We start from the raw sequence: 21,202 nt of genomic DNA, 5'->3' as shown, positions 1-21,202 counted from the left end.
ATCCCGATGAGCTTACACTAGTAAGTGATTCGGGTGAACGAAAGCAGCCAACACACCTGCAACTTGAAGTATGACGGGTACTTGTTAGCGAACAATTCCCCGCGCCGACCGCGCAAAAAACCGATCATAAAGGCCAATCACCGGGAAATCACTCTCCAGTATTTTCAACGACCTCTTCACTTCTTCTATCGACAACGCCTGGTTGTAAAACCGCTCATACAATGTATGAATCAAATCCTGCTGTTCTGGCTCTAACGCCTCAAACGCTTTCGAACTTGCGTTGATACCCAGCGGCACAGCGCGATTACCTCCAGCCGTCACAAACGGCGGCACATCCTGAACCACTGCTGATTGGTCGAGGATCTTAACCCCACTTGCCAATATGCAAAATTGATGGATAGCACACATAAAGCCTATCTGCGCATCATCATCAAGCTCAACGTGCCCGGCAAGCCCACTGTTATCAGCAATCAATGTGCCATTACCGACCACACAATCATGACCAATATGGACACAATTCAAAAAGCGATTGTCATTACCGATGATAGTGGTGCTAAGCCCCTGAACTGTTCCACGATGAATAGTGGCATTTTTGCCAATCTGATTCCGGTCACCAATAACGACCGTCGTGGGTTCACCGGCATATTTAAGGTCCTGATTCGCATCACCTATGGATGAAAACTGGCCGAAAGTATTGTTACAGCCGATTGTTGTCAGGCCATTGATCACCGAATAAGCACCGACAACAGTTCCTTCGCCTATCACTACACCTGCGGAAATAACACAAAACGGGCCAATACTTACATGCGCACCGAGCACCACACCCGGCTCCACAATACTATTACTGGCAACCCGGGCTAACGGGGAAATAGACATCAATTTATCCTGATGACGGCACGAAACGGAGAACGCCTGTCATCGTTTAGTTATTAATCCAGACCGGGGATCAACAAGAAAGGAGGGACGAAAGAGAAGCTCCGCTTCGCCATTCGCATTATCGTTAAGGAGGGTGAAAACCAGTGAAGGGCTTATCGACAGCGGCAGCATAATGAATTGCGTCACACATTACGCCATTTATTTATTATTAAATTGGAGGAACTTTATGGGGTTTGCCCGCAGGTTTGATTTAGCAGTAATTTGCAGGCCTGGTTCCCCAGGCCTGTTGTATGCGCTTACAAATAAATTCTCAAATACTCACCCATACAGAGGATCGCCATCGCCTGTCCGTACGGCATTGAGGTCAGCGGGATTTGGCGATAAAACTCCAGGTTACTGCCCATTCCCGTGCCAAACGAAACCTGCAACAACTCACCTTCCGGGGAGATATTTTTGACGATACCTTTCATCGCCTTTTCTGCCACTTCTGCATACTCTTTGCCGATATAGCGCTTACGAATGCCTTTCAGAATGCCATAGGCAAAACCGGCAGTCGCGGATGCCTCCAGATACGAATGTGGGTCGTCAAGCAAGGTGTGCCACAAACCACTATCGTCCTGGCATTTTGCCAACGCGGCAACCTGATTTTCCAGCACCTGTACCAGATAGCGACGCACCGCGTTGTTCTCTGGTAAATCCACAAGCTCAAGGAAATCAGGGATCACGATAGTCAACCAACTGTTGCCACGCGCCCAACGCGCATTGGCAAAGTTATGATTGCCTTCGTAACTCCAGCCGTGGAACCACAGCCCGGTTTCGCGATCCATCAGGTTCTGCACATGCAACAAGAACTGATAAGTCGCCTCTTCCACATACTCCGGGCGATTCAACAATTTGCCAATTTTTGCCAGTGGCAATACGGTCATCATCAGCGTGTCGTCCCACATCTGCTGATGATTCTCTTCCGCAAGCGTAATGTGCTGCATGCCGCCGTGTTCGGTACGCGGCATTTCATACATTGCCCACTCAGCCCAGCTTTCGAGCCACGGTAAATACGATGGATCGCGCGTTTCTTCGTAGCGATAGGCAAGCGTCAGGAACGGAGCCATGGTATTGACGTTTTTGGTGGTAGCACCTTCTGCGAAACGGTCTGCAAACCAGCCATCAATTATTTCGCACATCTTCTTTTCACCGGTCTGGCGATAATACTGATACATGCCATACAAACCGACGCCGTGCGTCCACTCCCAACCTGCCCAACCTTTGGTATCAATGACTCGTCCGTCATCCAGTCGCAGCAAGAATTGGCCCGTTTCATCCTTAATATTAATCAGATTATCCGTCACCTTGTGGATCAGGGTTTTCAGCTCATCCCGGGCAATAAAATGCTCCGGCTGGCACAGTAAAGGGCTGTGTTTGACGGGATAAATAATCATTAACTTAACCTCTGTGATGATGTATTCGAACGCATTGCAGCAGCCTCTTTCAATGACGGAGCCGCAGGTTTATTACGGTTGAGATAACCAATATTGTTGTTGCCCCAAAGCGTGTCGTAAGGCATACCAGCCAACATTTCGACTGTGGCGCGAGCTTGTGGCGTGGTTGCTTCCGGAACCGGACGGCCCGCAACACGCATCTTCGCCGTCTCTTCACGTAATACGCTGTGAGTTTGCAAATTCAGTTTAAAGCGCAGGGAGACTAAGAAACCGCACGCCAAAACAGCGACTGTGCCAAAGCTCAGGATCATCAGAATGGTGTGGCTTACCGCTGGCGGCTGTACGGTCTGGCCGGAAACAAAACCAGAAAGCTGCATCACGATACCCACCAGCATCACGGCCCCTGCCTGAGAAGCTTTACGCGTCAGCGTCATAATGCCTGCGAAGATCCCTTCACGACGCTGGCCGGTAATCACTTCATCAACATCAGCAATATAGGTGTAGGTATTCCACGGCACATAGTTGATGCCACCACGGCCCAAACCGGCGATAGCAGAAACCAACATCAGCAGTGAGAAGACATCGCTTAATCCCGCGTAATACAACAATGCGTAAGAGATGGAACTCAGGCCAAAGAGCACTACAACCATACGGTAGGACGGCGCCGGGCCATATTTGATACACAGAGGAATCATGCCGATAACCGCGATAAATTGCAGAATCGCCATAGTGCCGAGCAAGCTGGAAGCCATGCTTGCACTTTGCATCAGCACAAACACCACATAGTAGGTAAACACGGCGTTGAACACATCCTGAGCAATATAACCGCCCAAATACATGCCCAAGTGTTGGCGGAAGATCTTAACGCGCAGCGTAGAAGTCAGTTCAACGTTCAGGCGCTTCATACTCTGCGCAAACGTCAGGGTTTTCTTCTCTTCTTCTGCACGCAGTGCCGCTTCTGTCCAGTCTGAACGAGGGCGCTCCCAGGTGAAGAACCAGACAAATGTCAGCACGATGGCACATATTGTGGCGAAGACCAGACTTGAGTAGAAGAAGGAGACTGCGTTGTCTTTCCCGAAGTGATTTAACAAAATACCCGGCAGGAAGGCGGCAAGAATTGCGGAGAGTTGCGCCATTGAGATACGTGCGCCGGAGAATTTGGTTTTCTGTTTGAAGTCATCGGTCATTTCCGGAACCAGTGTTTCATACGGCACCAGAATCATGGTGTAGACCACATCAAAAATCAGATAGGTCACCAGGTAATACCAATAACTCATCTCGCCAACCCACATAAAGCTGTAGCTGAAGACCAGCGGGATACCGAGCAATATAAAGAATTTACGGCGTCCAAAACGCTTACCAAGCCAGGTAGAACCAAAGTTATCGGTCAGGAAGCCCATCAGCGGACTGACGACCGCATCCAGCACCCTCGCCATAGCGAAAATAAACGTTGCTTCAATCGGTGAGAGGCCACAGAAGGTAGTATAGAAGTAGAGCAACCAGGCGGCGGTGAGTGCCGTCGTCCCCGCCCCGAGAAAATCCCCGGAGCCGTAGGCAAGATAATTTGCCAATCCAATCTTACGTGTTTTCATTGCCGTCAAACCCCGTTAATTTTTTTATGGAGATTGCACGTCCCGGTACTTGTCGGGCTTGCGAGAACCTTACCTTGCTAAGGTAGAAGGACGGGGCAATTGAAACCTTTCCATTTTTGCCATGGTTTGATGAATGGTGGCAAAAATACAAAGTGTCTCAGCACTCGCATCACCGATTTATAAAACAGAGGTTTGTTTTTATCAAAAGCGGGGATTGAAAATGAGATCCGGAAGGTGAAAAGCCGCATCAGCGATGCGGCTTTAAAGACTATTTGTAATTCACGATAACCTGATTGCTACGAACTTTCAGTGCCGGGAAAAGAGCGCCGCCACCAGGAACTTCCCAGACAAACCGCAGCGGTTCGTTGGCCGCTACGTTGGTTAAACCACGTGTCGTCCCACTCTGCCCTTCAATTTCGGCACAGCGAGTCAGCGAGCACAGCCGGACATTTAACCCCGCAGGCGTCGGCCCAATCAGCTCATAACGCCAGGCGACCATCGTCATTACCCCATTCACGGGTTGCGCAGGTGCTAAAGCGCGGGACGATGCTGCAACACCACGGTGGCTAAGCGTGGCACCCACGCCACTGGCCTGCCATGCTCCCTCACCTGCGGCATGGGTCATTAAAGGGAAGAGAATCAGCAATAACAGGCGGCTCATTATTTCGCTCCAATGGTCGCAGTCATACGGATGTTACGGTTTTCGGATAGCTCAAGGCTTGAAAGCACCATGAGTTGCGGCAGGCTGCGACGTAAGAAACGCGCCAGCAATGGTCGCAGCGCATGGTTAACCAACAACACCGGCGGTGCACCGAGCATTTCCTGGCGTTTCAGCGCCTCCTGAGCTTGCTCCAGCAAGCGATCGGCAAGGCCAGGCTCTAATCCACCGCCCCCCTGCAATGCCTGCAATAACAAACGCTCAAGTGCCGCATCCAGGCCAATGACTTGCACTTCACCATTACCTGGGAACCATTGCTGAGTAATCGCCCTTCCCAGCGCCACACGCACTACCGCTGTTAATTCATGCGGGTCATTTTGTATCGGTGCATGTTCTGCCAGAGTTTCAAGAATTGTGCGCATATCACGAATCGGCACTTTCTCAGCCAGCAGGTTTTGCAGAACTTTATGCAGTGTGGTTAACGTCACCACACCCGGCACCAGGTCCTCCGTCAATTTCGGCATCTCCTGGGTGACACGGTCGAGTAATTGTTGTGCTTCCTGGCGGCCAAACAGTTCTGGTGCAAACTGGCCAATCAGATGGTTAAGATGCGTGGCGACCACGGTACTGGCTTCGACCACGGTAAAGCCCTGAATTTGTGCCTGCTCTTTAAGCGCGCTTTCAATCCAGGTGGCGGCAAGGCCAAATGCCGGGTCAGTCGTGGTTTCGCCGGGAAGAGTGCCTGCGGCTGTACCTGGGTTGATAGCAAGCCAGCGCCCCGGATAAGCGTCGCCACTGCCAATCTCGACGCCCTTCATCAGGATACGGTAACGCGCCGGCGGTAAGTCCATATTGTCGCGAATATGGACTACCGGCGGTAGGAACCCCATATCCTGCGCAAATTTCTTACGGATACTGCGGATTCGCCCTAACAGCTCGCCGTCTTGCTGGAAGTCCACCATCGGAATCAGGCGGTAACCCACTTCCATGCCCAGCGAATCTTCCAGTTGCACATCATTCCAGGTTGCTTCAACCGCCTGTGGGTTTTCCTGCGGTTTGACCGGGGCTGATGGTGTCGTGGGCTGCTCCATCTGACGGCCGCGCATCCACCATGCCAGCCCAAGCAATGCAGCAGTAAACAGCAGGAAGACAAAGTTTGGCATTCCCGGCACCATGCCAAGCAAACCAAGAACACCGGCACTCAGCAGCATAACGCGCGGATTGTTGAACAGTTGGGTGACCATCTGCTCGCCAACATCCTGATCGGTTGCAACACGGGTAACGATAACGCCCGCTGCGGTCGAGATGACCAACGCAGGGATCTGCGCAACCAGGCCATCACCGATGGTCAACAGCGTATAAGTTTCTGCTGCTGCACCAAAAGGCATGTCGTGCTGAAGCATGCCGACTAACAGGCCACCCACCACGTTAATCACCATGATCATCAGCCCGGCGACCGCATCTCCACGCACGAATTTACTGGCCCCGTCCATCGAGCCGTAAAAATCAGCTTCTTGGGTGACTTCTGAACGGCGTTTTTTCGCTTCGTCTTCACCAATCAAGCCGGCGTTAAGATCGGCATCAATCGCCATCTGTTTACCCGGCATACCGTCCAGCACAAAGCGCGCGCCGACTTCAGCAATACGCCCGGCACCTTTAGTGATAACCATAAAGTTGATGATAACGAGGATGATAAACACCACGATACCGATGGCAAAGTTGCCGCCAACGAGGAAGTGGCCGAAGGCTTCAACCACTTTACCCGCTGCCGCACCACCGGTGTGCCCGTCCATCAAAATGATACGTGTTGATGCCACGTTCAACGCCAGGCGCAGTAAGGTGGTAAACAGTAGAATGGTTGGGAAAGCGGCGAACTCGAGGGTTTTCTGGGTGAACATTGCCACCAGCAGAACCATAATCGACAACGCGATGTTAAAGGTGAACAGCAAATCCAGTATAAACGCCGGAAGCGGCAGTACCATCATCGACAAGATCATCAAGATCAGTATCGGTCCGGCAAGAATTTGCCATTGCCCGGATTTCATACTGGCAGGCAGACGCAGTGTTGCGAGCAAATTAGCCATCGGAGTCCTTCTCGTTTGCAAAGTCCAGCGCTTCAGGCACTGGAAGGTTTTCAGGTTTTTTCGGGATTAAACCGCCAGCGACACGCCAGCGCCGCAGTTGCCATACCCATGCCAGCACTTCTGCTACGGCGGAATACAACTGCCCAGGAATTTGTTGCCCTATTTCAGCATGACGGTACAACGCACGCGCAAGCGGTGGAGCTTCGAGCATTGGAATACGGTGCTCATTACCAATTTCACGAATACGCAGCGCAACCAGGCCGGCCCCTTTCGCCAGCACTTTTGGCGCACTCATTTTGTTTTCGTCGTATTGCAGGGCCACAGAGTAGTGCGTCGGGTTGGTCACAATCACATCGGCCTTCGGCACATCTGACATCATGCGGCGACGAGCGGCGGCACGCTGTTGTTGGCGAATACGGCCTTTAACATGTGGGTCGCCTTCTTGTTGCTTGAATTCGTCGCGAATATCCTGGCGGCTCATGCGAAGCTTTTTAATGTTGCTGAAAATCTGGAAGAACACGTCGAAGCCGACCATCGGTGTCAGCCCCAGCACAATCAACAAACCACACACCGCCACCATATTTAATGCGTGCCCCAAAGCAGCCAATGGCGGTTCACTCATCAGGCGCATCATCTCTGGCCATTTGTGCAGCAGATACCAGGCCGTTACGCAGCCGACCAAAATGGCTTTGAGGAAGGCTTTTAGCAGTTCAGCGCCTGCCTGGGCTGAGAACATCCGCCCGAGTCCGGAAATTGGATTCATTTTGCTGAATTTAAACTGTATCGACTTCCCGCTGAACAGGATGCCACCCAACAGCATGGGGGCTGCAATCGCCACAATCACCAGCCCGAAAATCAGCGGTAACAGTGCCCAAACGGCCTGTTTTATCAATTGGCTGATTTGTTTAACGATAAGATTGGGGTCGTTAATAATGCTGTGATCAAAATGGAGACCAGTAGACAACATTGCCGCCAGCTGTCGCGCCAACGGCTCCCCACCCATCCAGATAATGCTGATTCCCACCAATAGCATAAGCAGTGAGGTCAACTCGCGGGATCGGGGGATCTGCCCATCTTCGCGCGCTTTTTCAAGTCGGTGGGGTGTGGGGGCTTCTGTTTTGTCGTCGTCGCTTTCTTCTGACACTGCAACAATCTCGTGGCCACAATTACCAGCACAGCATGTCAGAAAGGGGGAACGCTAATGGGAGGAAAACGGGGGAATTTGTAGGTTTGTTTGTGGGTTAAGTAGTTTGTGTGCGCAACGATAGGATTTCATTTTCTTGCATCTGGATTTGCGAGCATGGCCTAAAGATTAAAAAATCAACGCCCTGCCATCTTCTCATCCAAAGATCCGTTTGCTACTTTTCCACCGTTTTATCAATCATGATTAAATAAGGAGCAAACGATGCAATGGACTGAATTACTTAACGCTAATCGGCGTAAACCTAAAAAAACCAATTCTGTAGGAACCGCCAAGGGTCGGCTTCAGATAGAACGAGATTTCGACCGAATTTTATTTGCGGCCCCCACCCGCCGCCTGGCAGATAAGACCCAGGTTTTTCCCCTGGATAAAAATGATAGTGTGAGAACGCGTCTGACCCACTCACATGAAGTAGCCAATCTGGCACGAGGAATTGGGGTTCGGTTGGCGTTCGAAATGAAAGAAGATATTTTCGGCACAAAGCTATCTGACGTTTGTGTTGAACGTGATGTCCCGGCACTGCTCGCTGCTATAGGTTTAGTACATGATCTTGGCAACCCCCCTTTCGGCCATCAAGGGGAACGGGCGATGGGTGAATGGTTCAGGAAAGAAATTCCCGTTTGTACCAGTTGCCCCATGGATAAAATTTACAATGATTTCCGCCAGTTTGATGGGAATTCACAAACCTTCAGGCTGGTAACCAAACTTCAAATTCTCAATGATGAGTTTGGCCTTAATCTTACCTACGCCACACTGGCCTCAATGCTCAAGTACCCACGAACCTCATTTTCAAGGTCAAAGCAGTGGAAAAAGCATGGTTTCTTCTACTCCGAAGAGCCCGTCGTCAAAGACATCTGGGAGAAAACCGGTCTCAGAGAAGGCATCCGTCATCCTTTCACTTATCTTATGGAAGCGTGTGATGATATTGCTTATTCAGTACTTGATGCAGAAGATACGGTTAAAAAGGGTTTAGCTTCATTCCATGATTTAATGGACTTCCTCTCTTGTCAGAATAATGCCTCATCCGATGAAATAATGCGTAATGTCATTACTAAAAGTAAAGAAGACAATAAAGAGTATGCCAAAGGAGAGTTATCCCCAGCTGAGCTGAATGACATGAGCATGCAAATGTTCAGGGTTTATGCCATAGCTGAATTAGTTGATGCTGTTGTCATTGCATTCAAAGAAAACAAAGACAACTTTCTTGACATTAATTGTCAGGAAAAAGATCTCATTTCAATAAGCAAAGGACATGCTTTATGTGAAGCCCTGAAAATGTTCGACCGAACCAGAGGATACCAACATCGCAGTGTATTAAAACTCGAATTAGAAGGTTCGAATTATATAAAGGGATTAATGGATATGCTCTGGGTTGGTATTCATGGACATAAAACTAAACAGCAAAAGAAAGATGAAAAGCTTTCATCAGCCACAACATTGCCGGAATACCATTCTGATACGCCATTTGGCAGATATGTCTATGGCAGAATCTCCGAAAATTATCGCCGCATTTTTGAAAGCCCTCAAAACGATCTGCCCGTGCTTTACAAAGAAGCGCAACTTCTCGCCGATGCTATTTCTGGCATGACAGATAGTTATTTGATTGCCCTACACGATGAGCTAAAATCCTTGTATGAGTATGAACATCGTTCAAAGTAAGCGAAATCTGAAGCGAAGAGTTGAAGGATTTTTCGCTTCAGAGAAAGACGAGCGTCAGGCGGCCAGCAACTTCATCGAAGCGCTGTCTATGCATGCTCATGTCTACATTTTCGGTGGCATGATTCGCGACATAGGACTGTTTGGCCATAACGGCTTCAGTTCAGACATCGATCTGGTCTTCCACGGAAGTCGTCATGAGTTGTATGAGGCGTTAGAATCATTAAACATCCCAAACTTTACCGAGAATAAATTTGGTGGTTTCCGGCTGACTTACTCACGCATGGATTATGATATCTGGAGCCTGGAAGATACCTGGGCGTTCAGAGAGGATGTTATTTCACTACATAATATCGATAGCTTACTACATACCACGTTAATGACCTGGGATGCTGTAATTTATGATATTAAAGCAAAGAAAATAATCACTCAGCCAAATTATTTACAGGACTTAATTAACAGACGTTTAGATCTGGTGTTAGAAAAAAACCCTAACGAAAAAGGTTCTGTAGTAAAAATCATCCGGACTATTTACGGGAAAAATGCTGCTACATTAGGAGGAAAACTTTGTGCCTTCCTTCAAAGTCATTTGTCCTGCTATAGCAGCACCGAGTTAATACAATACGAACGCGCCAACTTTGACAAAAATTTAATCACCGCAGATCGAATTGACAAGTTACTTATTTTACTTGAACAATGGCAGAAAGGTGAGGACATTATTATCAATGTTCAACAAAAACCAAAAACCATTCACTATAAATGCATTGCCGAAAAAGGTAATGTATTTCCATGATGTGTTTTCATTCTCAAATTATACCCGTAATCTTTTGGGTATATACCCATTAGCATTCGAGTTACAGATAGGCGGCCAGGGAGCTTATCCCAATGAGCTTACTAAGGTAAGTAGTTTGGGTAAGTGAGCGCAGCCAACACCCCTGCAGCATGAAGGATGATGGATATATAACGTCATTAAGAAAAAATGACGCTGTGCCACTTAGACACAGCACCCAATATTAAAACCCTAAACTATCCAACAAATCATCAACCTGATCCTGGCTTGCAACCACACCCGCTGCGGTCGTGTTCATTTGCGGGCCGTTGAGGAGACTGTCGGCTGGGCGTTTCGCACGCGCATCCAGTTCTGGCATGTTCTCCATTAACACCATTAACAACTGGCGTTCAATTTCCTGGATAACATCCATCATGCGCTTGATGACCTGACCGGTTAAATCCTGGAAGTCTTGCGCCATCATGATTTCCAGAAGCTGAGCATTGGTAAAGCTGGTGTGACTCGGGACGCCAGACAAGTAACTGCGCGTATCGGTAACCAGTTCACGGGCATCACCCAGTTCGATTGGGTTTTCAAACCAGGCATCCCAACGGCCATTGAGTGCTTTGGCGTCGGATTCCAGTTTGTTCTGATGAGGCTGAGCCAGCTCAACACAGTTCAGCGCGCGTTCTGCGGCCTGCGCGGTCATCTGCACCACGTAGTCCAGGCGGTCACGAGCATCGGGAATCGCTTCCGCCGCTTCGGCAATTGCCTGGTCAAGGCCCAGCTCGCGTAGGCTGTCGCGCAGCATTCGGGTCAGGCTGCCTATCCGAACGATAATATCGCCGGTTGAATGTAACTCTGACGCGGGATTGGTAGATGAGTGCATGAGCCTCTCCTTACATGCCGAGCTTTTCGAAGATTTTGTTTAACTTCTCTTCAAGTGTCGCGGCGGTAAACGGTTTTACCACATAGCCACTCGCCCCCGCCTGTGCTGCGGCAATGATGTTCTCTTTCTTCGCCTCAGCGGTCACCATCAATACCGGCAGAGCCGACATTGCACCGTTGCCACGAATGGTTTTCAGCAACTCCAGACCGTCCATGTTCGGCATGTTCCAGTCAGAGATAACAAAACCAAAGCCGCCACCGTTGAGTTTATTGAGCGCATCGACACCATCTTCCGCTTCTTCGACGTTGTTGAAACCCAGCTCTTTTAGTAGGTTACGGACAATGCGACGCATGGTAGAGAAGTCATCCACCACCAAAAATTTGAGTTCTTTATCTGCCATTTATTGGGTTCCTTCGGTTTTTGCCTATTCAAGAAGGCGTAATTGTTGCAGCCAGTTTGGACACGGTCAGCGCGGAAGAACCGGAGCGTACATGAAGTACGTGAGCCAATTCTTTTCCAAAAAAAGGAGCACTGCCCGGGTTCAAAATGGCAAATAAAATAGCCTTATCTCAGATACGTATTGCCTGTCCGGCACTAATCTTTGCCAACATCTGTTGACTGATTACGCTTAAATCGACCACTTCGCTGACACCACCACTGTTGATGGCCTCACGCGGCATGCCGAACACCACACAACTTGCTTCGTTTTGGGCGATAGTCCATGCCCCGGCTTTATGCATTGCCAACATCCCTGCAGCGCCGTCATTCCCCATTCCCGTCAAAATGACGCCCACGGCGTTACGCCCGGCGAATTTCGCGACAGAGTGGAACAGCACATCCACGGCCGGACGATGCCGGTTCACGGGTGGGCCATCATGAATTTTGATTTGGTAGTTCGCCCCGCTACGGGCAAGCTCCATATGTTTATCGCCCGGTGCGATGTAGGCGTGCCCCGGTAGCACACGCTCGCCATCCTCTGCCTCTTTCACCGCTATCTGGCATAACTTGTTAAGCCGGTCAGCAAACGAGCGAGTAAAACCTGGCGGCATATGCTGCGTAATTAGTACCGCCGGGCTTGATAGCGGCAGCGGTTGCAGGACATGGCGAATCGCCTCGGTACCACCGGTTGATGCACCAATAGCTATCAATTTTTCTGAACTGAGTAATGGCCCCGCTTTCAACGCAGCAGGCGCTGCAACGGGCGCTCGCGCCGCCAGTTTTGCCTTCGCGGCAGTACGCACTTTCTCCGCAATAGTTTCGCTATAGGCCAGCATTCCTTCACGAATGCCTAACTGCGGCTTGGTGACAAAATCAATCGCGCCCAACTCCAGCGCCCGTAATGTCACTTCCGAACCTTTCCCGGTGAGCGATGAAACCATCACCACTGGCATCGGGCGCAGGCGCATTAATTTCTCAAGGAAATCCAGACCATCCATGCGCGGCATTTCTACATCCAGCGTCAGCACGTCAGGGTTGAATTTCTTAATCAAATCACGAGCTACAAGCGGGTCTGGTGCGGTTGCCACCATTTCCATGTCATCGTGGCTATTGACAATTTCTGTCATGATCTGGCGCATCAGGGCGGAGTCATCGACGCACAGCACGGTTATTTTTGTCATGATCTTTCCTTACTCAGTCCGTACACGGTCTGCCCACGCAGTAAAAACTCGCGGCTGAGGTTACTGAAGTTTTCCGAATGACCGGCAAACAGCAATCCGCCCGGTTTTAGCAGCGGTACAAAACGCTGCAAAATTTGCTGCTGTGTCGCTTTATCAAAATAAATCATCACATTGCGACAAAAAATGGCGTCAAACGGTCCAGGAATTGGCGCTTGCTTGTCCAAAAGATTGATTGGCGCAAACTCCATGTGGCTGGCCAGATCGCTACGCACCCGTACCAGCCCATCGTGTGGCCCGGTGCCACGCATGAAGTAGCGCTGCATCTGGAGCGGAGCCAGTGTTTTCAGTTCATCCTGGCGATAAATGGCACTCTGGGCTTTCTCCAGCACCTGGGTGTCGATATCACTGGCGAAGACTTTCCAGCGCCCAGGTGCCATACCCAACACATCCGCGAGCGTTATAGCGATGGAATACGGCTCTTCACCGGTTGAGGCCGCCGCACTCCAGACTTTGTACTCCCCACTACGTTTACGCGCATGTTCTGCGAGAATCGGAAAGTGGTGACCTTCGCGGAAAAAAGCCGTCAGGTTAGTGGTCAGGGAGTTAATGAACGCCTGCCATTCGGCATTACTACCGTTAGCCTCCAGCATGCTCAGGTAGTGCCCAAAATCCTCCAGCCCCAGGGTACGTAAACGTCGCACCAGGCGGTTGTAAACCATGTCTCGCTTATGATCGGCCAGCACAATTCCTGCACGCTGGTAAATCAACTGGCATATCCGGCGAAAGTGCGTGTCGGACAGCGGTAGACGCTGTGTCATCTGTAACATTAATGACGATTGTCCAGTGGACAGTGGTGATGTCATAGCGTCTTCTCAATTACTTTCAGGAGGTGGCGAGCACCCCGTTGGTGACTAAATCTCTGGTGACGTCTTCATTGCCGACAGTTTCCAGATTAAACACCGATACCACACCGCTAAGGTGTTCGGCCTGGTTTGCCAGAGCATCGGTTGCTGCTGCCGCTTCTTCTACCAGCGCGGCGTTTTGCTGTGTCACTTGATCCATCTGGCTTACCGCGAGTGCTACCTGCTCGATACCACGGCGCTGTTCGTCGGATGCCGAAGCAATTTCGCCCATGATGTCGTTAACCTGCGTAACCGAACGCACGATTTCCGCCATCGTCGTGGCTGCCGTATCAACCAGTTGTGAACCGTGCTGCACGCGGTCGACCGATTCTTCAATAAGCACTTTGATCTCTTTGGCAGCCTGCGCACTGCGTTGTGCCAGGTTGCGTACTTCTCCAGCCACCACGGCAAACCCACGCCCTTGCTCACCGGCACGCGCAGCTTCAACGGCGGCGTTCAGCGCAAGGATGTTGGTCTGAAAGGCGATACCATCAATCACGCTGGTGATGTCGCCAATTTTCTTCGAACTGCCCGCAATGTCGTGCATGGTGCGGGCAACGTTTGCAGCCTGTTTTCCGCCCTGTTGAGCGGTGTCTGCCGCAGTCCGGGAAAGCTGTGCAGCCTGACGTGCGTTATCGGCGTTCTGGCCCACCGTTGCGGTCAGTTGCTCCATGCTGGCGGCAGTTTCAGCAAGTGATGCGGCCTGTTGTTCGGTTCGGGAAGAGAGATCGTTGTTGCCCGCGGCAATTTCAGCGATCCCGGTGTGCATCGCTCCACTGCCCTGACGCACTTGCTGCACGGTCTCTTTCAGCGCCTGCTGCATGTTTTTCAGGCTACGGAAAATCTCGGAGATTTCGTTACGCCCATACACACTTATCGGGCGTGCTAAATCGCCTGCGGCAATGTGTTCAAAGTGGCTACGCACAATATCCAGCGGCTGCACCAGCATTTTGCGCGACCAGATAATTGAACCAATCAGCATCAGGATGGCGATCACCGTCACGCTGGCGAAAATAATCGCCGAGATCTGGTAGTTCATTTTGCTGTCAGCACTCGACGCTGCCACGGTGTCATTGATGCTCTGCTGCCAGGCGTTAAAGTAAGCGTCAAAAATATCCTGTGATTTCTGAATCGGCGCACTCAGGAAGTCAGAAAGCTGATTGCTTTCAAGCCAGGTCGCCTGATGCTGTAAATCATCGCGATAAGCGGCGTAACTCTGCTTTGTCGATACCACCATATCCTCACCTTCTTTATTTAAAGGTGGGATTTCCAGAAACTGGTTAAACAGCATGTCAGCCTGTTTCAGGCTGCCACGGGCATTTGCCATCAAGCGCTTAATGTCTTCCGGCGGGTAACTGAGCGCCGTCAGGGTACCGGCACGGCTCAAGGCAGTGCTGGCCTGTAACAAAGCCGCGCGGCTTTGCGTTAAGGTGTCACGTTGCTGGTTTCCGACTTCAACCATTTTAAGATTCTGAAAATCATCCCTGAATGCCCAAAAAGACAATCCATTACTACCAATCTGCAGCACGCCGCAGACGATCAAGATTAACAACAGAGTGGTCGAAATTCGGATACGGTTGAACATCACAGCCCCTCAGCCGGCACGTCTGCCGGCCATTAATGTTTCTTAGAAAGTTTCCCAGTTATCGTCGTGCCCGCTTGTTGTCGGCTTACTCGTTTTGATAACCGGAGCTGACGATACTGTGGCGCTAACGGACGGCGTAACAGTCGGTTCAGTCGTTAAACGGAAGGCCGCAACCAGTTGACTTAGCATGCTGGCTTGCTCTTCAAGTGCGGCAGCCGCAGAGGCTGATTCCTCAACCAAAGAGGCGTTCTGCTGAGTGACGCGGTCCATTTCTGAAACCGCCAGCGCAACCTGGTCGATACCACGGCTTTGCTCATCAGAGGCGGAGGCAATTTCGCCCATGATGTCGGTCACACGCGTAACGGCATTCACGATGTCACTCATGGTTTCTCCGGCGCTTTCAACCAGCACAGAGCCGGTATCCACGCGGGAAACAGAATCTTCGATCAGCCCTTTAATCTCTTTCGCCGCCTGGGCGCTACGCTGTGCAAGGTTGCGCACTTCGCCCGCAACGACGGCAAAACCACGCCCCTGTTCACCGGCGCGCGCCGCTTCTACTGCGGCGTTCAGCGCCAGAATGTTGGTCTGGAAAGCGATGCCGTCAATCACGCCGGTAATATCAGCAATTTTCTTCGATGAACCGGCGATGTCGTGCATGGTCTTCACTACACCATCCACAACTTTGCCGCCGCGCTGAGCGGTTTCGGAGGCGCTTAACGCTAATTGAGATGCCTGACGGGCGTTTTCCGCGTTCTGTTTCACGGTCGCGGTGAGCTGTTCCATGCTAGCGGCAGTTTCTTCAAGCGATGCCGCCTGCTGTTCGGTACGGGAAGAGAGGTCGTTATTTCCGGCGGCAATTTCCGTCGCACCGCTGTAGATGGCATCAGAACCATCACGCACGCTGCCGACGGTTATGATCAGTTCTTGCTGCATATGGCGCACACTGGAAGTCAGTTCGCTAATCTCATTGCGGCCATTTGAGACGATATTTTCAGTCAGGTTGCCGTTGGCAATTTCACGAATATGCCCAATCACCACCGCCAGCGGTTGCAGCAGGATGCGGCGCATGCCGAACCACACCAGCACAATCACCGCGAACAGCGCGAGTGCAAGCCCCGCAATCTGCCACTTGGCAAAGTTATAGTCGTCAGTGCTGGCAATCCAGGATTGCTCGTACATGCGATCGTTGAGCGCAATGTAGTCGCCGTATTCTTTTTCGAGGGCGTTTTGCAGGCTTTGGGTTGACTGCGCAAAATAGGCGTCCATGTTGCCGGTTTCCAGATACCCAACCAACTCGCTCAGCGCCTGGTTGTAGTTGCGGTAATCGTCATCAATGCCCTGCACCAGCGCTTCAAGCTCTGGCGTAATCGCGGGGATTTGTTTGAAAGCTGCGTAATGTTTTTGCGCTTCAACGAGAGATTTTTTGGCGTTATTCAGCAGGTCCGTTTTTGCTGCACTTTGCCCATTGCTGGCATCCATCATCATCCGCGCCGCAGAACGGCTCAGGTTGATGCGTGTTTGCAGCATCAATTCCCAGGTGTTGGCCAGTTCTGACTGCTGAACGCGTAACTCCCTGGAAACTTTAAAGCTGTCGTTATTATGTTTGAGTGAGTTAAAAAACATTCCGCCAGAGATGAGCTGGAGCAGCGCGAACACCACCAGCACCATCATTAGCATGGTGACAACGCGAATACGGTTCAACATATAACACCCTTTTAATGATTTCTTATGGGTGTTATCGGCATGGGGTATTGAAACTTTACGTGAAACTTTGGGGTGGATTTGTCGGGGGCGCTGCGCTTGCACGACCTACAAGAGCTTTGGTTGAGATGTCACAGAAGATGGGCGGAATAATTAATATTACTTTCGCGATTGCTATCAGATCGTTACATAAAAGACGCCACATTAACAATTGCGACAAAAAGTAAAAAATAGTTGAATCCTGCCGCGCTTTGGTTCAATTTATGGGCCGAATATATATTGGCCAATCATAAAAATTACATATGGCTCAATAAGTTAATTAATTGTTACTAATCGACGGGGTTATTACGTAATTGTCTAGTTCAAACAAACTTACGCTATTCATTCTTCTATTCATGTTTGCCGGGATCCTTTCCGGTGCTGCAATCCATGAATATGCCGCTGCTGACAACATCAAAAGCTATGCCGAAAACATCACGCTGTTTACCGACATCTTTTTACGCCTGATCAAAATGGTTATTGCTCCATTGGTCTTCAGCACCCTGACCGTGGGCATTATGAAGATGGGCGAAACGTCCACCATTGGCCGCGTGGGTGGTAAAGCAATGGTGTGGTTTGTTTCATCTTCTGTGCTTTCTATTCTGGTCGGTTTATTCATTGTTACCCTCCAGCAGCCGGGCGCTGGCATGAACCTTCAAGTGCCTGCGGGAGATGTGCAAACCGGCCTTGCTGTAAGCGGCATGAACCTGAAAGCGTTTATCTCGCACACCATTCCAACCAGCATTGCAGGTGCAATGTCGAACAACGAAATCCTGCAAATCGTCGTGTTCTCTCTGTTCTTCGGTATTGCTGGTGCGTCGCTGGGTGAGAAATTTAACACCCCGCTAGTCGCGGCTCTGGATGTGGTTTCTCACATCATGCTGAAAGTCACAGGCTATGTGATGTATGTGGCACCACTGGCTATCTTCGCGGCAATTTCTTCTGTAATTGCGACGGAAGGCCTGGGGATTTTGCTTAACTACGCATCCTTCATTGGTGGTTACTACCTCGCAATTATCCTGACGTGCATGGTGCTTGTGGGCGTTGGCTATATGGTTCTCAAGCGTGATGTTTTCCGCCTGATTGCCATGCTGAAAGACCCGGTTCTGGTCGCGTTTACTACCAGCAGCTCCGAAGCGGCATATCCGAAAACCCTGGACCAGCTCACACGCTTTGGTTGTTCTCGTAACATTGCATCATTTGTTCTACCGATTGGTTATTCGTTCAACCTGGTCGGTTCAATGGTGTATTGCTCTTTCGCTTCTATGTTTATTGCGCAGGCTTACAACATTCACCTCACTTTCTCTGAGATTGTGGTGCTGATGCTGACATTAATGCTGGCGTCAAAAGGGATTGCAGGTGTACCGCGTTCTGCGCTGGTTGTACTGGCAGCCACCATCCCAAGCTTCAATATTCCGGTAGCAGGTATTTTACTGCTGATGGGTGTCGACCACTTCCTGGATATGGGCCGTTCTGCCATCAACGTATTGGGTAATGGCGTTGCAACAGCAATGCTGTCGAAAAATGAAGGTGAGCTGGAAGAACAAACGGAAGCAGGTGAGCGCGTAGAAGCGTAATTTTCCTGTATTTGCTGTATCTGTAAATCGAGTAGTGGCGGATGGCGTTTGCGCCAATCCGCCCTATAAAGAAGTAACTATTAAGCCACGCGCGCCGCGCTATCGACCAACGCCATCTCTTCGCTGTTAAGCAGCTTCTCAATATTCACCAGAATCAGCATGCGGTCGCCTAGTGCACCGAGGCCCGTCAGATACTCAGTTGAAAGCGTCACAGCAAACTCTGGTGCCGGGCGAATTTGCTCAGCGGTCAGAGATAACACGTCAGATACACCATCTACCACAATACCCACCACGCGCTGACCAAAGTTCAGCACAATGACTACAGTGTTTTCGTTATATTCCACGCCATCCTGGTCAAACTTAATACGCAGGTCGAGGATCGGCACAATCACACCACGCAGGTTAGTGACTCCCTTGATAAATGCCGGAGTATTGGCAATACGCGTTACTTGATCGTAACCGCGAATTTCCTGCACTTTTAAAATATCGATACCGTACTCTTCATCACCAAGAGTAAAGACCAGGAACTCTTGCCCTACCGTTTCCCCGGTCAGTTTTGTCACATTAGTTAATCCACTCATTTTCTTATCCTTACTCAAAACCCGGAGAATCAGGCGGCGGTGCCGGCCATACGTTGTTCACGGTTCAAACCTTGCAGCGCAGAGACATCAACAATTAGCGCCACACTGCCATCACCGAGGATGGTTGCTGCGGAAATACCCGGCACTTTGCGATAGTTGCTTTCGAGGTTTTTCACGACCACCTGATGTTGACCTATCAGCTGATCCACCAGCAGCGCGTAGCGCCGACCAGCGCTTTGCAAAATCACCACAATGCCTTGCGTCGCTTCAGTTTTCGCACCGGCAACGTCAAATACTTTCCACAATTCAACCAGCGGCAGGTATTCGCCACGTACTTCAAGTACGCGCTCACCACCGGCAAGAGGATGCAGATCATCTTCTTTCGGCTGTAGCGACTCCATCACTGCGTTGAGCGGCAGGATAAACACTTCGTCGCATACTTTTACCGACATCCCATCAAGAATGGCGAGGGTCAGCGGCAGCATAATGCGGATGGTGGTGCCGACATTGGCCTGCGATTTAATTTCAACATGGCCCCCCATTTCCTGGATGTTACGCTTCACCACGTCCATACCTACACCGCGCCCGGAAACGTCCGTAACCTGCTCGGCGGTAGAGAATCCAGGAGCAAAAATCAGCATGCCGACTTCGTCGTCCGACATGTTTTCATGCACTGGCATCCCCTGCGATAACGCTTTAGCAAGAATGCGCTCACGGTTCAGGCCCGCACCATCATCAGAAACTTCAATGCAGATGTTCCCACCCTGGTGCTCGGCAGAAAGAATTAAGTTACCAACTGCTGATTTCCCCGCGGCCAGGCGTTTTTCTGGAGTTTCGATGCCGTGATCGAGGCTATTACGCACCAGGTGAGTCAGTGGGTCGATAATGCGTTCAATCAGACTTTTATCCAGTTCGGTGGAGCTACCTTGCAGAGTCAGTTCAACCTGTTTATCCAGTTTGCTGGCCAAATCTCGCACCAGACGCGGGAAGCGACTGAAGACATACTCCATTGGCATCATACGGATGGACATCACCGACTCTTGCAAGTCACGGGCGTTACGTTGTAACTGACCCATGCTGGTAATCAGTTCGCCGTGTTCAACCGGATCTAATTCATTGGATCGCTGTGCCAGCATCGACTGGGTAATCACCAGTTCGCCAACCAGGTTGATCAACTGATCAACCTTCTCAACCGCTACGCGAATACTGCTTGATTCGCTGACACGCGCAGGTTTGCTCTCTCTTTCCGTACGTGGCGCGACAGAAGCTACAGGTGCGGCAACCAACGGCTGAGGTGCGTTAACCGCAAGTGCCACCGGCACTTCTTCTGGCTCAACAGCAGCGGCTGGCGCACTTAGCGTTAACGGAAGAAATTCGATTTGTTCAGGCTCGATGACAAAGCAGAGCACCGCACTAATATCATCAGCGCTGACTGTCGTCTCAATAGTTGCAGTGACAGAGTTTTCACCCTTTTCCACTTCACTTAAGGTACCGAGGTTACCCAGTTCTTCGAGCAGTAAATCTAGTTCAGTGGATTTAAGCCCGGTAATCGCAATGCGCAAATTGCCATCGTTTGTTGGCAGCGCTTCGACTGACTCTTTTTCTACGACGGTCAATTTTGCAGGCGGCGCAGGCATTTCGCCTTTGGCTTCCAGAGCCAGTTGGCGCAGCGCTTTGCAGATATAATCGAAACTCTCAGCATCTGGGACCTGTGAGTTTTTATAAGCGTCCAACTGTTCCTGCATAATATCTTTGGTTTCCAAAAACAGGTTGATGATATCGGTGTTGAGGTGCATCTCACCGCGCCGGGCATCGTCGAGCAGGTTTTCCATTAAATGCGTGGTTTCCTGCAAAACGGTGAAACCGAAAGTCCCGGCGCCACCTTTTATCGAGTGTGCTGCGCGAAATATGGCATTCAGCAGTTCTGAATCTGGCGCTTCAGGAAGCAGATTCAGCAGGTGCTGTTCCATATCGGCCAGTAGCTCGTCGGCCTCGTCAAAAAATGTCTGGTAAAAATCGCTGATATCCATACTCACG

17 protein-coding genes are annotated in these 21,202 nt (G+C 50.5%); 3 read left to right on the top strand and 14 right to left on the bottom strand.

Going from position 1 to position 21,202, the window contains the following annotated elements; translation table 11 throughout:
• Positions 1 to 84: 84 nt before the first annotated feature.
• The 6 genes from lpxA to flhB form a co-directional block, all read right to left on the bottom strand.
• The gene (gene lpxA / locus LVQ76_RS10200) at positions 85 to 876 is read right to left on the bottom strand and encodes an acyl-ACP--UDP-N-acetylglucosamine O-acyltransferase (RefSeq protein WP_232921559.1); all 792 of its coding nucleotides are present in this window, start codon (positions 874 to 876) and stop codon (positions 85 to 87) included.
• 296 nt (positions 877 to 1,172) lie between these two features.
• Entirely contained in the window at positions 1,173 to 2,312 is a 1,140-nt protein-coding gene (gene bglB / locus LVQ76_RS10195; RefSeq protein WP_232921558.1) for a beta-galactosidase BglB, read from the bottom strand.
• On the bottom strand, positions 2,312 to 3,904 hold the full coding sequence (locus LVQ76_RS10190; RefSeq protein ID WP_232921557.1) for an MFS transporter: 1,593 nt from the start codon (positions 3,902 to 3,904) through the stop codon (positions 2,312 to 2,314). Before LVQ76_RS10190 ends, bglB begins: the two co-directional genes overlap by 1 nt.
• 268 nt (positions 3,905 to 4,172) lie before the next feature.
• A complete protein-coding gene (gene flhE / locus LVQ76_RS10185) occupies positions 4,173 to 4,565 on the bottom strand; it encodes a flagellar protein FlhE (RefSeq protein ID WP_232921556.1) in 393 nt (130 codons plus the stop codon).
• Complete coding sequence (gene flhA / locus LVQ76_RS10180; RefSeq protein ID WP_232864800.1) at positions 4,565 to 6,646, bottom strand: flagellar biosynthesis protein FlhA; 2,082 nt, start codon at positions 6,644 to 6,646, stop codon at positions 4,565 to 4,567. Before flhA ends, flhE begins: the two co-directional genes overlap by 1 nt.
• On the bottom strand, positions 6,639 to 7,790 hold the full coding sequence (gene flhB / locus LVQ76_RS10175; RefSeq protein WP_151994685.1) for a flagellar biosynthesis protein FlhB: 1,152 nt from the start codon (positions 7,788 to 7,790) through the stop codon (positions 6,639 to 6,641). Before flhB ends, flhA begins: the two co-directional genes overlap by 8 nt.
• Positions 7,791 to 8,051: 261 nt before the next feature.
• On the opposite strand from flhB, the gene LVQ76_RS10170 reads away from it, so the two are divergent.
• Both LVQ76_RS10170 and LVQ76_RS10165 read left to right on the top strand, forming a co-directional pair.
• Complete coding sequence (locus LVQ76_RS10170; RefSeq protein ID WP_232921555.1) at positions 8,052 to 9,506, top strand: deoxyguanosinetriphosphate triphosphohydrolase family protein; 1,455 nt, start codon at positions 8,052 to 8,054, stop codon at positions 9,504 to 9,506.
• Positions 9,487 to 10,296, top strand: a complete 810-nt coding sequence (locus LVQ76_RS10165; RefSeq protein WP_232864798.1) for a hypothetical protein — start codon at positions 9,487 to 9,489, stop codon at positions 10,294 to 10,296. Before LVQ76_RS10170 ends, LVQ76_RS10165 begins: the two co-directional genes overlap by 20 nt.
• Before the next feature lie 220 nt (positions 10,297 to 10,516).
• On the opposite strand, the gene cheZ is transcribed toward LVQ76_RS10165, so the two are convergent.
• The 6 genes from cheZ to tar form a co-directional block, all read right to left on the bottom strand.
• Positions 10,517 to 11,161: a protein phosphatase CheZ gene (cheZ, locus tag LVQ76_RS10160; RefSeq protein WP_232864797.1), complete on the bottom strand. Its 645-nt coding sequence runs from the start codon at positions 11,159 to 11,161 to the stop codon at positions 10,517 to 10,519.
• A 10-nt stretch (positions 11,162 to 11,171) separates the two neighbouring features.
• On the bottom strand, positions 11,172 to 11,561 hold the full coding sequence (cheY, locus tag LVQ76_RS10155; RefSeq protein ID WP_034455094.1) for a chemotaxis response regulator CheY: 390 nt from the start codon (positions 11,559 to 11,561) through the stop codon (positions 11,172 to 11,174).
• Between the two features lie 169 nt (positions 11,562 to 11,730).
• On the bottom strand, positions 11,731 to 12,780 hold the full coding sequence (locus LVQ76_RS10150) for a protein-glutamate methylesterase/protein-glutamine glutaminase (RefSeq protein ID WP_151994688.1): 1,050 nt from the start codon (positions 12,778 to 12,780) through the stop codon (positions 11,731 to 11,733).
• Positions 12,777 to 13,643 carry a protein-glutamate O-methyltransferase CheR gene (gene cheR / locus LVQ76_RS10145; protein ID WP_134186766.1) on the bottom strand — a complete coding sequence of 289 codons (867 nt, stop codon included), beginning with the start codon at positions 13,641 to 13,643 and terminating at the stop codon, positions 12,777 to 12,779. The genes LVQ76_RS10150 and cheR overlap by 4 nt, the downstream gene beginning before the upstream one ends.
• 19 nt (positions 13,644 to 13,662) lie before the next feature.
• On the bottom strand, positions 13,663 to 15,267 hold the full coding sequence (locus tag LVQ76_RS10140; protein ID WP_232921554.1) for a methyl-accepting chemotaxis protein: 1,605 nt from the start codon (positions 15,265 to 15,267) through the stop codon (positions 13,663 to 13,665).
• Between the two features lie 42 nt (positions 15,268 to 15,309).
• Positions 15,310 to 16,971: a methyl-accepting chemotaxis protein II gene (tar, locus tag LVQ76_RS10135; protein WP_232921553.1), complete on the bottom strand. Its 1,662-nt coding sequence runs from the start codon at positions 16,969 to 16,971 to the stop codon at positions 15,310 to 15,312.
• A gap of 350 nt (positions 16,972 to 17,321) precedes the next feature.
• On the opposite strand from tar, the gene LVQ76_RS10130 reads away from it, so the two are divergent.
• Complete coding sequence (locus tag LVQ76_RS10130; RefSeq protein ID WP_232864794.1) at positions 17,322 to 18,584, top strand: dicarboxylate/amino acid:cation symporter; 1,263 nt, start codon at positions 17,322 to 17,324, stop codon at positions 18,582 to 18,584.
• 80 nt (positions 18,585 to 18,664) lie between these two features.
• Here the strand turns inward: LVQ76_RS10130 and cheW are convergent, their stop codons facing one another.
• Positions 18,665 to 19,165 carry a chemotaxis protein CheW gene (gene cheW, locus LVQ76_RS10125; protein ID WP_232864793.1) on the bottom strand — a complete coding sequence of 167 codons (501 nt, stop codon included), beginning with the start codon at positions 19,163 to 19,165 and terminating at the stop codon, positions 18,665 to 18,667.
• 29 nt (positions 19,166 to 19,194) lie between these two features.
• A complete protein-coding gene (cheA, locus tag LVQ76_RS10120; RefSeq protein WP_232921578.1) occupies positions 19,195 to 21,195 on the bottom strand; it encodes a chemotaxis protein CheA in 2,001 nt (666 codons plus the stop codon).
• Positions 21,196 to 21,202: the final 7 nt, after the last annotated feature.

The sequence above is a fragment of the Buttiauxella cochleicola genome (assembly GCF_021283185.1).
Classification (GTDB): Bacteria; Pseudomonadota; Gammaproteobacteria; order Enterobacterales; family Enterobacteriaceae; genus Buttiauxella; species Buttiauxella massiliensis.
Note: the sequence above shows the minus strand (reverse complement) of the source record. Positions and strands in the feature narration are given on the sequence as shown.

Excerpts from the sequence above, each read along its gene's own strand:
- LVQ76_RS10170 (WP_232921555.1), top strand. The coding sequence starts at position 8,052 with ATGCAATGGACTGAATTACTTAACGCTAATCGGCGTAAACCTAAAAAA.
- LVQ76_RS10140 (WP_232921554.1), bottom strand. The coding sequence starts at position 15,267 with ATGTTCAACCGTATCCGAATTTCGACCACTCTGTTGTTAATCTTGATC.
- flhE (WP_232921556.1), bottom strand. The coding sequence starts at position 4,565 with ATGAGCCGCCTGTTATTGCTGATTCTCTTCCCTTTAATGACCCATGCC.
- tar (WP_232921553.1), bottom strand. The coding sequence starts at position 16,971 with ATGTTGAACCGTATTCGCGTTGTCACCATGCTAATGATGGTGCTGGTG.
- cheZ (WP_232864797.1), bottom strand. The coding sequence starts at position 11,161 with ATGCACTCATCTACCAATCCCGCGTCAGAGTTACATTCAACCGGCGAT.
- flhA (WP_232864800.1), bottom strand. The coding sequence starts at position 6,646 with ATGGCTAATTTGCTCGCAACACTGCGTCTGCCTGCCAGTATGAAATCC.
- cheW (WP_232864793.1), bottom strand. The coding sequence starts at position 19,165 with ATGAGTGGATTAACTAATGTGACAAAACTGACCGGGGAAACGGTAGGG.
- lpxA (WP_232921559.1), bottom strand. The coding sequence starts at position 876 with ATGTCTATTTCCCCGTTAGCCCGGGTTGCCAGTAATAGTATTGTGGAG.
- cheY (WP_034455094.1), bottom strand. The coding sequence starts at position 11,561 with ATGGCAGATAAAGAACTCAAATTTTTGGTGGTGGATGACTTCTCTACC.
- LVQ76_RS10150 (WP_151994688.1), bottom strand. The coding sequence starts at position 12,780 with ATGACAAAAATAACCGTGCTGTGCGTCGATGACTCCGCCCTGATGCGC.
- bglB (WP_232921558.1), bottom strand. The coding sequence starts at position 2,312 with ATGATTATTTATCCCGTCAAACACAGCCCTTTACTGTGCCAGCCGGAG.
- LVQ76_RS10165 (WP_232864798.1), top strand. The coding sequence starts at position 9,487 with ATGAACATCGTTCAAAGTAAGCGAAATCTGAAGCGAAGAGTTGAAGGA.
- LVQ76_RS10190 (WP_232921557.1), bottom strand. The coding sequence starts at position 3,904 with ATGAAAACACGTAAGATTGGATTGGCAAATTATCTTGCCTACGGCTCC.
- cheA (WP_232921578.1), bottom strand. The coding sequence starts at position 21,195 with ATGGATATCAGCGATTTTTACCAGACATTTTTTGACGAGGCCGACGAG.
- cheR (WP_134186766.1), bottom strand. The coding sequence starts at position 13,643 with ATGACATCACCACTGTCCACTGGACAATCGTCATTAATGTTACAGATG.